This window comes from Bacteroides caccae, assembly GCF_002222615.2.
Taxonomy (GTDB): Bacteria; Bacteroidota; Bacteroidia; order Bacteroidales; family Bacteroidaceae; genus Bacteroides; species Bacteroides caccae.
This window is the reverse complement of sequence record NZ_CP022412.2, coordinates 415473-428031: the sequence shown is the minus strand read 5'-3', so window position 1 is coordinate 428031 and position 12559 is coordinate 415473. Positions and strand designations below refer to the sequence as shown.

Sequence of the window (12559 nt, the reverse complement as noted above, 5' to 3'; positions counted from 1 at the left end):
ATAGTACTATGCTTTACAACCTGGCAATAGTCATTTATGACTTTTTCGTCCATTTGGCTGCTCCGTTTAGCCGCAAGCCCCGGAAGATGATGAAAGGGCATTGGGTGGTATATGAACTTCTACGCCAACAGGTGGAGAAAGGGGAGCAGTATATCTGGTTCCATGCCGCTTCGCTTGGTGAGTTCGAGCAGGGACGTCCCTTGATAGAAATGATTCGGGAAAAATATCCGAATTATAAGATATTGCTTACTTTTTTCTCTCCGTCCGGTTATGAAGTGCGCAAGCACTACCGGGGAGCGGATATTGTCTGCTATCTGCCGTTTGACAAACCGCGGAATGTGAAGAAGTTCCTGGATATCGCAAACCCTTGCATGGCATTCTTTATCAAGTACGAGTTTTGGAAAAATTATCTGGACGAACTGCATAAACGCCGTATTCCGGTGTATAGTGTGTCTTCTATTTTCCGCCGCGATCAGATCTTCTTTAAATGGTATGGAGGGACATATCGGAATGTGTTGAAGGATTTCGACCACCTGTTTGTGCAGAATGAGACTTCCAAACGTTATTTGTCAAAGATAGGTATTAACCGTGTGACGGTAGTGGGTGATACCCGTTTTGACCGGGTATTGCAGATTCGCGAGGAAGCCAAAGATCTTCCGTTAGTGAAACTGTTCAAAGGAGACAATACCTTTACTTTTGTGGCGGGAAGCTCTTGGGGACCGGATGAAGATTTATTCCTTGAGTATTTCAACAATCACCCGGAAATGAAGCTGATTATAGCTCCCCATGTAATTGATGAAAATCACCTGGTAGAGATTATCAGCAAACTGAAACGTCCTTACGTGCGTTATACCCGTGCCGACGAAAAGAATGTATTGAAAGCTGACTGTCTCATTATTGATTGTTTCGGATTGCTTTCTTCTATTTATCGTTATGGAGAAATAGCTTATATCGGGGGTGGTTTCGGGGTTGGTATTCACAACACTTTGGAGGCAGCCGTGTATGGTATTCCTGTGATTTTCGGACCTAAATACCAGAAATTTATGGAAGCTGTTCAATTGCTGGAAGCAAAAGGAGCCTATTCTATCAAAGATTATGATGAACTGAAAACTTTGCTGGATCGTTTCCGGACTGATGAGGTATTCTTGCGTGAAACCGGTACAAATGCGGGGTATTATGTGACAAGCAACGCCGGAGCTACGGAGAAGATTATGCACATGATTAATTTCTAATTATAAAAGTCCCCTAATTTTAGTTCTCTGTAATGGGTCAATCTAAAATAAGGGGACTTCTCTCTTCTTAAAGGGGATTTCATATTCCGAAATCCTGCCCTGAAAAACAATTCTCTTTTATTAGTATTTGTACGGACTTATATCTTATTGATTTCTTGTTCCAGTAAATCTTTTAATTCTTTGGTGGTAATGTGAGTAAATCGTTTCACTATATTCCCTTGCTTGTCTATTAGCAGATACATCGGTAACCCTGTCATTTGAAAATGTGTCCAAAGATATTCCCATTGCTCTTTGTCCAGCCAGTAATGTTCGCCTGCGATATCTTCTATGAGTATTTCCCATGTCTTCTTTATCGAACTGGGGCCGGTGAGGTAAATGAAAGCTACTTTGTCTTCACTTATATCTTTCTTTAGCGGCTCATATTCTTTGATAATCTGCCGGCAACCGCCACACCAGGTAGCCCAGAAATCGATAAACTGTACTTTGCCTTTATGACGTGCAATGAGTGCATCCAGCAGTTCTTCTTCTGCCACTTGTGACGCTTCGCAGATGGTATATTTCTTTGTTGTTGCCTTCTTCCGGGGTTGCATCTGACGGTTCATGTCTTGAATGATGCCTATGAATATAGGATTTGTAATTTCCGAAGCCATGATTTCCTGCCGGGAGGTCAACGGTTGTAGGTTGTAAAGGCTGGAGCGCATATAGATTGCGCGTATGTAGTCAACCGGCAAACAGGTGCTGTCTTGCAGGATATGCCCCAGACGTTTTTTGGCTTCGGAAAATATTTTCCAGTTACAGTCGTCTCTCTCTTTAGTATATTTGCGGATGAGTGTCATCAAATCGTTTTGCCGCCGGAAGATTACTCCTGCTTTAAAAGCTGCTTCATATTGATGAATGAGTGTCTGCTCCTCTTTTGTGAGCGGTGCGTTTTCCAATAGATATTTTTCCATAGAGAGTGGGTCATAGTGTGTATCATATAAGAAGTTTGTGACTACATTACGGTAATTATAACAATAAAGTGCCAAAGGGTGATTGACAGGAAAATCTTTCAGGTAGTTGTGAAAATCATCAGGTAAATGTATATCGAGGAAAGCTGCAAAAGCTTGTTCTCGCGTAATGTTTTCTTTCTTCTGATAAGCTGTTTGCAGACAATAGTGGGTAGCTTGCAGGTTTTCCAGACAATCAAATGCGCATGAAAGATTGGCTAGTGTACGAGTGTCTTCGCTGAATTGCGACTGTGTGTTGTTGTGCGCTATGTACTGTTTGTATTGGTTGATGCAGCGTTCCTTGAACTCGTTGGCACTGATGCCTGCAATAGAATCCAATAAGTCGCCATCTCTATAAACAGGAGGTATCTTTGTTATCAGTTCCGGCTGACACCATTCATTGTTAATGGTAGCATACTGACCACTATATACAAATTGTTTTCCTGGCAGATTGCTTAGATTGATAGTTACATTGGTCTCTTTTTCGGGACTTAACAGAATGACTAAATCTGCATTTCCTATTATCATCCGTACTTGAGCACTATGGTAGAGAGGAATATTAATCGTGAAACTTCCATCTGCTTCAACAGTCGGATAAAGTGTCTCGGCTGTTCCCATTACGATATTGGGAGCACCGATCTTGAATATCAGATTGTCGTCCGGATTGTAGTTGGCGATTGTCCCACTCAGGATGGCTTGTCCTTTTTTATACTCGGGGGTCGGTAATTGTGCCTGTGCTAGATTGAATAACAAAGACAGGCAAAGGAAGGTAAATAGTCTGCTCATAGTAGTTCTTTTATTGTATGGATTATTTCTTTATCGGTATTCTCTTTACTATAACTTCTGATTCCTTCTTGATCTACAATGAAAAAGTAAGGTGTGGCACCGCTTGTCTGATATTGTTTGATTACTTCATTGGCTGCGTTTAGAATAGTATCATTTAACTTCTTCCGGTTTGCGTAATTTCGAATAGAAGATACTTGGCGGCTCCAAGATTCTATTGCGATAAGCTCAAACTCTTTGCTACTGAATAATGTGGTGGAATCATCAGGTTGCCGGCTTTCGTCAGTGACGTAATATGTCGCAGATTCAATCTTTTCTAACTTGGTAAGTACTTTCTTTAAAAACGTTCTTTCCATGATTTGGGTATTGGCAGCTATTGTTGCTGTCGGTAAGAGAATTGTAAGTAGTAGTCTTATTTTCATAATAGGTGAATGTTTGTTGATTCACTGCCTCGATTTAATCTTTTACAAATCTACGGATATTTCGTAATATTCCAATTATCAGAGGGTTAAATAAGATGAATATGGACTTTGGAAGTCAATGATGATTGATTCGGGTAATACAAGAAAAACTCCTTCTTACTCTTATGTTTTAAGTGTAAGAAGGAGTGAAGCTTTGTTTCCGATTTTACTAAAAATCATTCTTTATACCATTGCGAATACATCAGATAATTGTGAGCAATCTTCTGGTTTAATTCTTTGGCTTGTTCCGGGTCTACCTTCTTTATAAATTTGGCAGGTACTCCACCCCAAATACTTCCAGGCTCGATTACTGTATTACTTAGGACTAAAGAACCGGCAGCTACAATTGCTCCTTCACCGACTATAGCATGGTCTAGTATGGTCGATCCCATTCCGACTAAAGCATAATCTTTGATAGTCGCTCCGTGTATGGTTACATTATGCCCCACGGAAACATGGTCGCCGATTTCGATAACTGATTTTTGATATAATGTATGCAAAACACTTCCATCCTGGATGTTAACTCCATTGCCTATACGTATAGAATTGACGTCACCGCGCAATACGGTGCTAAACCATATACTGCAATCATTTCCTATTTTTACATCTCCTATAATAGTTGCGTTGTCTGCGAGGAAGCAGTTTTCTCCGATTTCGGGAGTAAAGCCGCGTACAGATTTTATTAAAGCCATAAAGTATTTGTTCCTAATAAAATTTTTAATTTAATGCTGCCCTATGTTGTATGACATCCGGGTGTTAAGCAAGGTTGGCTTAAATAGAAGCAGTCGCTTCCTGTAACCAAACTTTTTCTTCTTCGTTAAGATTCGGTGACAGCTTTTCGTAGACAATCTGATGATAATTGTTTAACCATTCAATTTCTTCATTTGTCAGCATTTCCTTGACTATTCCCTTTTTACAAATAGGACATAAAGTAATCGTCTCAAACTTGAGATAATCTCCGAACATACCTTCTTTGTCTTTGCAGACAAGCGTCAGGTTCTCGGTGCGGATGCCATGACTGCCGGCTTTATAAACTCCCGGTTCGTTGGAAGTAACCATGCCGGGTTGTAATACGACAGGGTTCTCGTTCATGCGGATACTTTGCGGTCCTTCATGCACGCTGAGGAAATGCCCGACACCATGGCCTGTACCATGAAGGAAGTTCATTCCATATTTCCAGATCGGCATACGGGCGAGAACATCAAGTTGGGCGCCCCGGGTTCCGACTGGGAACTTAGCCATAGCCAATGCAATATGCCCCTTTAATATCAAAGTATAATCCGTTTTTTCTTCTTCAGTTAGTTCACCTAATGCGATCGTGCGGGTAATGTCGGTAGTCCCGTCCAGATACTGGGCTCCCGAATCTAAAAGAAGAAAACCTTTGGGTTGAAGAGGAACGTCACTTTCCGGAGTTGCGGAGTAATGCACAATAGCTCCGTGTTCCTTATATCCGGCAATAGTGTCGAAACTCTCTCCCATATAAAGGGGCTGGGCTGCTCTGAATTCATGTAATTTCCTGTCTACGCTTAGTTCTGTCTCTTTGCCGGAAGGCACTGCTTCTTCCAACCATTTGAGGAATTTGACGAGCGCAACGCCATCCCGCTGCATAGCTGCATGAATACCTGCAATTTCTTGTTCGTTTCGAATAGCCTTTAATAGAGCTACAGGAGATTCACCACGTATAATGTTGCATTTCGGATTAATTGCAGAATATATGGCAAAGTTTGTTTTCTTGGGATCAATAAGGATATTTCTGCCTGTAAAAGTATTCAAGTAAGTTTCTACTTCATCGTAGTTTTTCAACTTGACATGCTGTTCTTTTAAATACTCGTTCACTTCTTTTGTAACCTTTTCCGGTGAGATGAAGTAAATCACGTCATCTTGCGTGATTAACAGATAGCTGACTACTACCGGATTACAATGCACGTCGTTCCCTCTCAAATTGAGAGTCCATGCTATTTCGTCCAGGGCAGATAAGAATAAGGCATACGCTCCTTTCTTTGTTAATTCGGCACGAATAGCGGCAACTTTTTCTTCACAACTTTTGCCGGCATATTCAATATCATAGACGAAGGCCGGAGAATTAGGTATAGAAGGCCGGTCTTTCCAAATCCTTTTCAGCGGATCACCGAATAAGTCAACCTGCAAACTGTATGCTGCAAGTTCTTCTTTCATTTGCTCAACTTGTTGTACGGAGAACATCTTGCCATCGATACTTACCGATTCACCGGGCTTTAACTTCTGGCTGAGATATTTTGTAATACTGGGAGTTTCCGGTAGCATTTCCTTATATAAAGTAATACCGCTACCCTCCAATTCTTTGGCGGCTTGTAGAAAATAACGGGAATCGGTCCATAGTCCGGCTTCGTTCATTAAGACGACAACGGTTCCTGCCGAACCCGTGAAACCGGAAATCCATTCACGTGACATCCAGTGCGGAGCTACGTACTCGCTCAAATGCGGATCGGTGCTGGGGATGATAAACGCTTTAATGTAATTGGGGGGGAATGTCATTCGTAATGCATGCATTCGTTCTTTTATACTCTGTCTCATACCATTTTATATTATTAATAGACATATAACAGATTCAAAGGTAGTAACTTTTTACGGTTAATGAGTTGTTTATGAATAGTTTTTGAGAAATATTTGCCGAAAGTTTTGTGAATAAAGAAAGTATGTGTAATTTTGCGGCGCAATTTGACTGCGGAATTTTTTAACCAATAACATATTAATAGTAACAAAATGATTGTAGTACCTGTAAAAGAAGGCGAAAACATTGAAAAATCGCTGAAGAAGTTTAAGAGAAAATTCGAAAAAACTGGCATCGTTAAAGAATTAAGAAGAAGACAGCAGTTTGATAAACCGTCTGTAACTAAAAGACTTAAGAAAGAACGTGCAGTTTACGTACAACAACTTCAGCAAGTAGAAGATTAATAATTCGTAATTTCCTTTGAATTATTGAATTCTTTTCATACATTCGTTGCACGATTTTAGATGTAGCGATATTATGTTAATAAAATCTTTTCTTGATTATCTCCGGTATGAGCGGAATTACTCTGAAAAAACCGTTCTGGCGTATAGTGAGGATATAAAGCAACTACAGGAGTTTGCTCAGGAAGAGTATGGAAGATTTAATCCGTTGGAGGTGGAAGCTGAACTGATTCGTGAATGGATTGTTTCATTAATGGATAGGGGATACACTTCGACTTCTGTAAATCGTAAACTGAGTTCGCTCCGGTCGTTCTATAAATATCTTTTAAGGCAGGGGGAGGTGACTAAGGATCCGTTATGTAAAATAACAGGACCTAAAAATAAAAAGCCGCTACCTGTTTTCTTGAAAGAAAGCGAAATGAACAAGCTGCTGGATGAAACGGATTTTGGTGAAGGGTTTAAAGGTTATCGGGATCGATTGATTATTGAAGTATTTTATGCTACGGGCATAAGGCTTTCGGAATTGATAGGATTGGATGACAAGGATGTGGATTTTTCTGCTTCTCTTTTGAAAGTAACCGGGAAAAGGAACAAGCAACGGCTGATACCGTTCGGTGATGAACTGCGTGAGTTGATGCTTGGATATATTAACATAAGAAACGAAATGATTCCGGAAAGGTCGGAAGCTTTTTTTGTTAGAGAGAATGGCGAACGACTTTATAAGAATCTAGTCTATAATTTAGTGAAACGGAACCTGTCAAAGGTGGTTACGCTGAAAAAAAGGAGTCCTCACGTGTTGAGGCATACTTTTGCTACCACGATGCTGAACAATGATGCGGAGTTGGGTGCAGTAAAAGAACTTTTAGGTCACGAGAGTATTGCAACTACCGAGATCTATACGCATGCCACATTTGAAGAACTTAAAAAAGTGTATAAACAAGCTCATCCAAGAGCTTAAAAACAAGGAGGTAAGTATGGATGTAAGAATTCAATCAATTCACTTTGATGCGTCAGAGCAATTGCAGGCATTTATTCAAAAGAAAGTGTCTAAGTTGGAAAAGTATTACGAAGATATAAAGAAAGTAGAGGTGTCATTAAAGGTAGTTAAGCCGGAAGTTGCTGCAAATAAAGAAGCAGGCATAAAAATACTTATTCCTAACGGGGAGTTTTATGCAAGTAAAGTGTGTGATACATTTGAGGAAGCAATTGATTTAGATGTGGAAGCGCTCGAAAAGCAACTGGTTAAATACAAGGAAAAACAACGTAGCAAATAAAAAAATCGCAAATATTTTGCGGGAAAGAAATAAATAACTAAATTTGCAGCCGTTTCGCTCGTGTTAGAACGTGGCGGTTGCATTTTTTAGCTAGAATGCCTCTTTAGCTCAGTTGGCCAGAGCACGTGATTTGTAATCTCGGGGTCGTTGGTTCGAATCCGACAAGAGGCTCAAGGATGAGAAGGTTAATTCTTTTAGAAAGATAGACGGAAGCTCGTTCTTTGCGTAGTGAGAAAATTATTAGGGCAAATACCAGAGTGGCCAAATGGGGCAGACTGTAAATCTGCTGGCTTACGCCTTCGGTGGTTCGAATCCATCTTTGCCCACAATCAGAGTGACAACTTTGGCAAGAATGCGGAAGTAGCTCAGTTGATAGAGCATTAGCCTTCCAAGCTGAGGGTCGCGGGTTTGAGCCCCGTCTTCCGCTCTTTTTTCTTGCTGTTATAGCTCAGTGGTAGAGCACTTCCTTGGTAAGGAAGAGGTCCCGGGTTCAAATCCCGGTAACAGCTCATAAGATGTAAATGCTGATTATTAATCAAATAAATAACAAGTAAAGCTATGGCTAAAGAGAAATTTGAACGTACCAAACCGCACGTAAACATTGGTACAATCGGTCACGTAGACCACGGTAAGACAACGTTGACAGCTGCTATCACTACTGTGTTGGCTAAGAAAGGTCTTTCTGAATTGCGTTCTTTCGATTCTATCGACAACGCTCCTGAAGAAAAAGAAAGAGGTATTACTATCAATACTTCACACGTTGAGTATGAAACAGCTAACCGTCACTACGCACACGTTGACTGTCCGGGACACGCCGACTACGTAAAGAACATGGTAACTGGTGCTGCTCAGATGGATGGTGCTATCATCGTTTGTGCTGCAACTGATGGTCCGATGCCTCAGACTCGCGAACATATCTTGTTGGCTCGTCAGGTAAACGTTCCTCGTCTGGTTGTATTCTTGAATAAGTGCGATATGGTAGACGATGCTGAAATGTTGGAACTCGTTGAAATGGAAATGAGAGAACTTCTTTCTTTCTATGATTTTGATGGTGACAATACTCCTATCATCCAGGGTTCTGCTCTTGGCGCATTGAACGGTGTAGAAAAATGGGAAAATAAAGTTATGGAACTGATGGATGCAGTTGATACTTGGATCCCACTGCCTCCGCGCGATGTTGATAAACCATTCTTGATGCCGGTTGAAGACGTGTTCTCTATCACAGGTCGTGGTACTGTTGCTACAGGTCGTATCGAATCAGGTATTATCCACGTAGGTGATGAAGTTGAAATCCTTGGTTTGGGCGAAGATAAGAAATCAGTTGTAACTGGTGTTGAAATGTTCCGTAAACTGTTGGATCAAGGTGAAGCTGGTGACAACGTAGGTTTGTTGCTCCGTGGTGTTGACAAGAACGAAATCAAACGTGGTATGGTTCTTTGTAAACCGGGACAGATTAAGCCGCACTCTAAATTCAAAGCTGAGGTTTATATCCTGAAGAAAGAAGAAGGTGGTCGTCACACTCCGTTCCACAACAAATACCGTCCTCAATTCTATCTGCGTACTATGGACTGTACAGGTGAAATCACTTTGCCGGAAGGAACAGAAATGGTAATGCCGGGTGATAACGTAACTATTACAGTTGAGTTGATCTACCCAGTAGCATTGAACCCGGGTCTTCGTTTCGCTATCCGCGAAGGTGGACGTACGGTAGGTGCTGGTCAGATTACTGAAATCATCGACTAATACACAATAATTAATCAGTTCTCGGTGTAAATCGGGAACTGATTATGTACAAACGGGAGTAGCTCAGTTGGTAGAGCACCGGTCTCCAAAACCGGGTGTCGGGAGTTCGAGCCTCTCCTCCCGTGCTAATATTATTGAAATGAAAAAGGTAATAGCTTATATTAAAGAATCTTACGACGAACTTGTTCATAAAGTATCGTGGCCTACGTATTCCGAACTTGCTAACAGTGCAGTAGTTGTTTTATATGCTTCCCTGCTTATTGCATTGGTAGTATGGGGTATGGATGTCTGTTTCCAAAACTTCATGGAAAAAATTGTTTATCCACATTAAAAACAGGAATTGAAAATGGCTGAGATTGAAAAGAAATGGTACGTTCTGCGTGCTATTAGCGGAAAAGAAGCTAAGGTAAAGGAATATCTTGAAGCTGATCTTAAAAACAGCGACCTTGGTGAATATGTATCTCAGGTATTGATTCCTACTGAAAAGGTTTACCAGGTTCGCAATGGTAAAAAGATTGTGAAGGAAAGAAGTTATCTTCCTGGTTACGTTTTAGTGGAGGCTGCTCTGGTTGGTGAGGTCGCTCATCACCTGCGTAATACTCCGAATGTGATAGGCTTTTTGGGTGGTTCCGAGAAACCGGTACCTCTCAGACAATCAGAAGTGAATCGTATACTTGGTACAGTGGACGAACTGCAGGAAACGGGTGAAGAACTCAATATTCCGTACGTAGTGGGTGAAACTGTAAAAGTTACTTTTGGTCCTTTTAGCGGATTCAGTGGTATCATTGAAGAAGTGAATAGTGAAAAGAAGAAACTGAAGGTCATGGTGAAGATATTCGGGCGAAAAACACCGCTTGAATTGGGCTTTATGCAAGTGGAAAAAGAATAACGCGGAATTGTTACGCTGTTGTTGTTCTTCGTTTAATGTTTATATATAAATCAATAAAAAAATGGCTAAAGAAGTTGCTGGACTAATCAAATTACAGATTAAAGGAGGCGCTGCAAATCCATCACCCCCAGTTGGACCTGCTCTAGGTTCTAAGGGTATCAATATCATGGAATTTTGCAAGCAATTCAATGCCAGAACCCAAGACAAAGCAGGTAAGATTTTGCCTGTTATCATTACTTACTACGCAGATAAGTCTTTCGATTTTGTAATCAAGACTCCTCCCGTTGCTATTCAATTACTTGAAGTAGCTAAGGTAAAGAGTGGTTCTGCTGAGCCTAACCGTAAGAAAGTTGCCGAGCTTACTTGGGAACAAATTCGTACGATTGCTCAGGACAAAATGGTGGACTTAAACTGTTTTACTGTGGAAGCTGCCATGAGAATGGTTGCAGGTACAGCTAGAAGTATGGGTATCGCTGTAAAAGGGGAGTTCCCGGTTAATAACTAATAAACTTCAATTGTAATGGGTAAACTGACAAAAAATCAAAAGTTAGCTGCAGAAAAGATTGAAGCAGGGAAAGCATACTCACTAAAAGAAGCTGCATCTTTGGTAAAAGAAATCACTTTTTCCAAGTTTGATGCTTCACTGGATATAGATGTACGTTTAGGTGTTGACCCACGTAAAGCTAACCAGATGGTGAGAGGTGTTGTTTCACTTCCTCATGGTACTGGTAAACAAGTACGTGTGTTGGTACTCTGTACACCGGATGCTGAAGCTGCTGCGAAAGAAGCTGGCGCTGACTATGTTGGTCTTGACGAATATATTGAAAAGATCAAAGGTGGATGGACTGATATCGATGTGATAATCACTATGCCATCTATCATGGGTAAAATTGGTGCACTCGGTCGTGTACTCGGTCCTCGTGGATTGATGCCGAATCCTAAAAGTGGTACCGTAACTATGGATGTTGCTAAAGCTGTAAAAGAAGTAAAACAAGGTAAGATTGACTTTAAAGTTGATAAGAGCGGTATCGTTCATACTTCTATCGGTAAAGTATCATTCAGTGCTGATCAGATTCGCGACAACGCGAAAGAGTTCATCTCTACATTGATCAAACTGAAACCGACCGCAGCAAAGGGTACATATATTAAGAGTATTTATCTTTCTAGTACAATGAGTGCGGGTATCAAGATCGACCCGAAATCAGTGGAAGAAATCTAATAAAACAGAGAAATAATGAGAAAGGAAGATAAAAATTCGATTATAGAGCAAATTGCTGCTACGGTAAAGGAATATGGTCACTTCTATTTGGTAGACGTTACAGCTATGAACGCTGCTGCTACTAGCGCATTGAGAAGAGATTGTTTTAAATCAGGCATCAAATTGATGGTGGTTAAGAACACATTGCTTCACAAAGCACTTGAAAGCTTGGAAGAAGACTTTTCTCCTCTTTACGATTCTTTGAAAGGTACTACTGCTATTATGTTTTGCAACACTGCAAACGTTCCGGCTAAACTGATCAAGGATAAAGCGAAAGACGGTATTCCCGGACTGAAAGCTGCATATGCAGAAGAAAGCTTCTACGTTGGTGCAGACCAATTGGATGCTCTCGTTGCAATCAAGAGTAAGAATGAAGTTATCGCTGACATCGTTGCATTGTTGCAATCTCCGGCGAAGAATGTTATTTCTGCTCTTCAATCAGGTGGTAACACCCTTCACGGAGTTCTCAAAACTCTTGGTGAGAGACCCGAATAATTTTCAAAAATCAACAAAGTATTTAAACAATTAAAATCATACAAAAAATGGCAGATTTGAAAGCTTTTGCAGAACAACTAGTTAACTTGACAGTAAAAGAAGTTAATGAACTTGCAACTATCCTTAAAGAAGAATACGGTATTGAACCTGCTGCTGCAGCTGTTGCTGTTGCTGCTGGTCCTGCAGCTGGTGCTGCTGCCGCAGAAGAAAAAACTTCTTTCGACGTAGTATTGAAGAGCGCTGGTGCAGCTAAACTTCAGGTAGTTAAGGCTGTTAAGGAAGCTTGTGGTCTTGGTTTGAAAGAAGCTAAAGACTTGGTAGACGGTGCTCCTAGCACAGTAAAAGAAGGTTTGGCTAAAGACGAAGCAGAATCATTGAAGAAAACATTGGAAGAAGCTGGAGCTGAAGTTGAACTTAAATAACATTGGCCTGGTAATCAGGTAATTCGGTTAGGAATCCTTCGCAAGAGGATTCTTAACCTTTTTGTGTATATATTTCAAATTAAGT

Annotated in this window: 15 protein-coding genes and 5 tRNA genes; 16 read left to right on the top strand and 4 right to left on the bottom strand. The window is 40.8% G+C overall.

Translation table 11 applies throughout. The features are described 5' to 3' along the window. Positions 1 to 8 precede the first annotated feature (8 nt). Positions 9 to 1232: a 3-deoxy-D-manno-octulosonic acid transferase gene (locus tag CGC64_RS01930; RefSeq protein ID WP_005675402.1), complete on the top strand. Its 1224-nt coding sequence runs from the start codon at positions 9 to 11 to the stop codon at positions 1230 to 1232. A 137-nt stretch (positions 1233 to 1369) separates the two neighbouring features. On the opposite strand, the gene CGC64_RS01925 is transcribed toward CGC64_RS01930, so the two are convergent. The 4 genes from CGC64_RS01925 to CGC64_RS01910 form a co-directional block, all read right to left on the bottom strand. Next, positions 1370 to 3004: a TlpA family protein disulfide reductase gene (locus CGC64_RS01925; protein ID WP_005675403.1), complete on the bottom strand. Its 1635-nt coding sequence runs from the start codon at positions 3002 to 3004 to the stop codon at positions 1370 to 1372. Then, on the bottom strand, positions 3001 to 3423 hold the full coding sequence (locus tag CGC64_RS01920; RefSeq protein WP_005675404.1) for a hypothetical protein: 423 nt from the start codon (positions 3421 to 3423) through the stop codon (positions 3001 to 3003). Before CGC64_RS01920 ends, CGC64_RS01925 begins: the two co-directional genes overlap by 4 nt. 215 nt (positions 3424 to 3638) lie before the next feature. Beyond that, entirely contained in the window at positions 3639 to 4154 is a 516-nt protein-coding gene (locus CGC64_RS01915; protein WP_005675405.1) for a gamma carbonic anhydrase family protein, read from the bottom strand. Between the two features lie 79 nt (positions 4155 to 4233). Continuing rightward, positions 4234 to 6015 (bottom strand): aminopeptidase P family protein, encoded by a 1782-nt coding sequence (locus CGC64_RS01910; RefSeq protein ID WP_005675406.1) that lies wholly within the window; start codon positions 6013 to 6015, stop codon positions 4234 to 4236. Positions 6016 to 6204: 189 nt separating this feature from the next. Between CGC64_RS01910 and rpsU the strand changes: the two genes are divergently transcribed. From rpsU to rplL, 15 genes are all read left to right on the top strand, one after another. Next, on the top strand, positions 6205 to 6396 hold the full coding sequence (gene rpsU / locus CGC64_RS01900; protein WP_005675407.1) for a 30S ribosomal protein S21: 192 nt from the start codon (positions 6205 to 6207) through the stop codon (positions 6394 to 6396). A 73-nt stretch (positions 6397 to 6469) separates the two neighbouring features. Continuing rightward, the gene (xerC, locus tag CGC64_RS01895) at positions 6470 to 7351 is read left to right on the top strand and encodes a tyrosine recombinase XerC (RefSeq protein WP_005675408.1); all 882 of its coding nucleotides are present in this window, start codon (positions 6470 to 6472) and stop codon (positions 7349 to 7351) included. A gap of 16 nt (positions 7352 to 7367) precedes the next feature. Continuing rightward, positions 7368 to 7667 (top strand): ribosome hibernation-promoting factor, HPF/YfiA family, encoded by a 300-nt coding sequence (gene hpf / locus CGC64_RS01890; protein ID WP_005675409.1) that lies wholly within the window; start codon positions 7368 to 7370, stop codon positions 7665 to 7667. Between the two features lie 97 nt (positions 7668 to 7764). Continuing rightward, positions 7765 to 7838, top strand: a tRNA-Thr gene (locus CGC64_RS01885). Positions 7839 to 7910: 72 nt separating this feature from the next. Then, positions 7911 to 7993 (top strand) — tRNA-Tyr (locus CGC64_RS01880). Between the two features lie 28 nt (positions 7994 to 8021). Beyond that, positions 8022 to 8094, top strand: a tRNA-Gly gene (locus CGC64_RS01875). Between the two features lie 10 nt (positions 8095 to 8104). After that, positions 8105 to 8176 (top strand) — tRNA-Thr (locus tag CGC64_RS01870). A gap of 49 nt (positions 8177 to 8225) precedes the next feature. Beyond that, positions 8226 to 9410 (top strand): elongation factor Tu, encoded by a 1185-nt coding sequence (gene tuf / locus CGC64_RS01865; RefSeq protein WP_005675411.1) that lies wholly within the window; start codon positions 8226 to 8228, stop codon positions 9408 to 9410. A 52-nt stretch (positions 9411 to 9462) separates the two neighbouring features. Continuing rightward, a tRNA-Trp gene (locus CGC64_RS01860) sits at positions 9463 to 9535 on the top strand. Between the two features lie 14 nt (positions 9536 to 9549). Continuing rightward, positions 9550 to 9741, top strand: coding sequence for a preprotein translocase subunit SecE (gene secE, locus CGC64_RS01855; protein WP_004296363.1), 192 nt, complete (start codon positions 9550 to 9552; stop codon positions 9739 to 9741). 15 nt (positions 9742 to 9756) lie between these two features. Further along, entirely contained in the window at positions 9757 to 10299 is a 543-nt protein-coding gene (nusG, locus tag CGC64_RS01850; RefSeq protein WP_004296362.1) for a transcription termination/antitermination protein NusG, read from the top strand. Positions 10300 to 10360: 61 nt separating this feature from the next. Beyond that, positions 10361 to 10804, top strand: a complete 444-nt coding sequence (gene rplK / locus CGC64_RS01845) for a 50S ribosomal protein L11 (protein WP_004307548.1) — start codon at positions 10361 to 10363, stop codon at positions 10802 to 10804. Between the two features lie 15 nt (positions 10805 to 10819). Continuing rightward, positions 10820 to 11518 carry a 50S ribosomal protein L1 gene (gene rplA / locus CGC64_RS01840; protein WP_005675413.1) on the top strand — a complete coding sequence of 233 codons (699 nt, stop codon included), beginning with the start codon at positions 10820 to 10822 and terminating at the stop codon, positions 11516 to 11518. Between the two features lie 15 nt (positions 11519 to 11533). Beyond that, entirely contained in the window at positions 11534 to 12052 is a 519-nt protein-coding gene (gene rplJ, locus CGC64_RS01835; RefSeq protein WP_005675414.1) for a 50S ribosomal protein L10, read from the top strand. Between the two features lie 47 nt (positions 12053 to 12099). Further along, complete coding sequence (gene rplL / locus CGC64_RS01830; RefSeq protein WP_004296358.1) at positions 12100 to 12474, top strand: 50S ribosomal protein L7/L12; 375 nt, start codon at positions 12100 to 12102, stop codon at positions 12472 to 12474. Positions 12475 to 12559 lie beyond the last annotated feature (85 nt).

Bases quoted from the DNA above. Each gene is read 5' to 3' on its own strand.
- rplK (WP_004307548.1), top strand. From the start codon at position 10,361: ATGGCTAAAGAAGTTGCTGGACTAATCAAATTACAGATTAAAGGAGGC.
- CGC64_RS01925 (WP_005675403.1), bottom strand. From the start codon at position 3,004: ATGAGCAGACTATTTACCTTCCTTTGCCTGTCTTTGTTATTCAATCTA.
- xerC (WP_005675408.1), top strand. From the start codon at position 6,470: ATGTTAATAAAATCTTTTCTTGATTATCTCCGGTATGAGCGGAATTAC.
- rpsU (WP_005675407.1), top strand. From the start codon at position 6,205: ATGATTGTAGTACCTGTAAAAGAAGGCGAAAACATTGAAAAATCGCTG.
- rplA (WP_005675413.1), top strand. From the start codon at position 10,820: ATGGGTAAACTGACAAAAAATCAAAAGTTAGCTGCAGAAAAGATTGAA.
- tuf (WP_005675411.1), top strand. From the start codon at position 8,226: ATGGCTAAAGAGAAATTTGAACGTACCAAACCGCACGTAAACATTGGT.
- secE (WP_004296363.1), top strand. From the start codon at position 9,550: ATGAAAAAGGTAATAGCTTATATTAAAGAATCTTACGACGAACTTGTT.
- CGC64_RS01920 (WP_005675404.1), bottom strand. From the start codon at position 3,423: ATGAAAATAAGACTACTACTTACAATTCTCTTACCGACAGCAACAATA.
- CGC64_RS01915 (WP_005675405.1), bottom strand. From the start codon at position 4,154: ATGGCTTTAATAAAATCTGTACGCGGCTTTACTCCCGAAATCGGAGAA.
- CGC64_RS01930 (WP_005675402.1), top strand. From the start codon at position 9: ATGCTTTACAACCTGGCAATAGTCATTTATGACTTTTTCGTCCATTTG.
- CGC64_RS01910 (WP_005675406.1), bottom strand. From the start codon at position 6,015: ATGAGACAGAGTATAAAAGAACGAATGCATGCATTACGAATGACATTC.
- nusG (WP_004296362.1), top strand. From the start codon at position 9,757: ATGGCTGAGATTGAAAAGAAATGGTACGTTCTGCGTGCTATTAGCGGA.
- rplJ (WP_005675414.1), top strand. From the start codon at position 11,534: ATGAGAAAGGAAGATAAAAATTCGATTATAGAGCAAATTGCTGCTACG.
- rplL (WP_004296358.1), top strand. From the start codon at position 12,100: ATGGCAGATTTGAAAGCTTTTGCAGAACAACTAGTTAACTTGACAGTA.
- hpf (WP_005675409.1), top strand. From the start codon at position 7,368: ATGGATGTAAGAATTCAATCAATTCACTTTGATGCGTCAGAGCAATTG.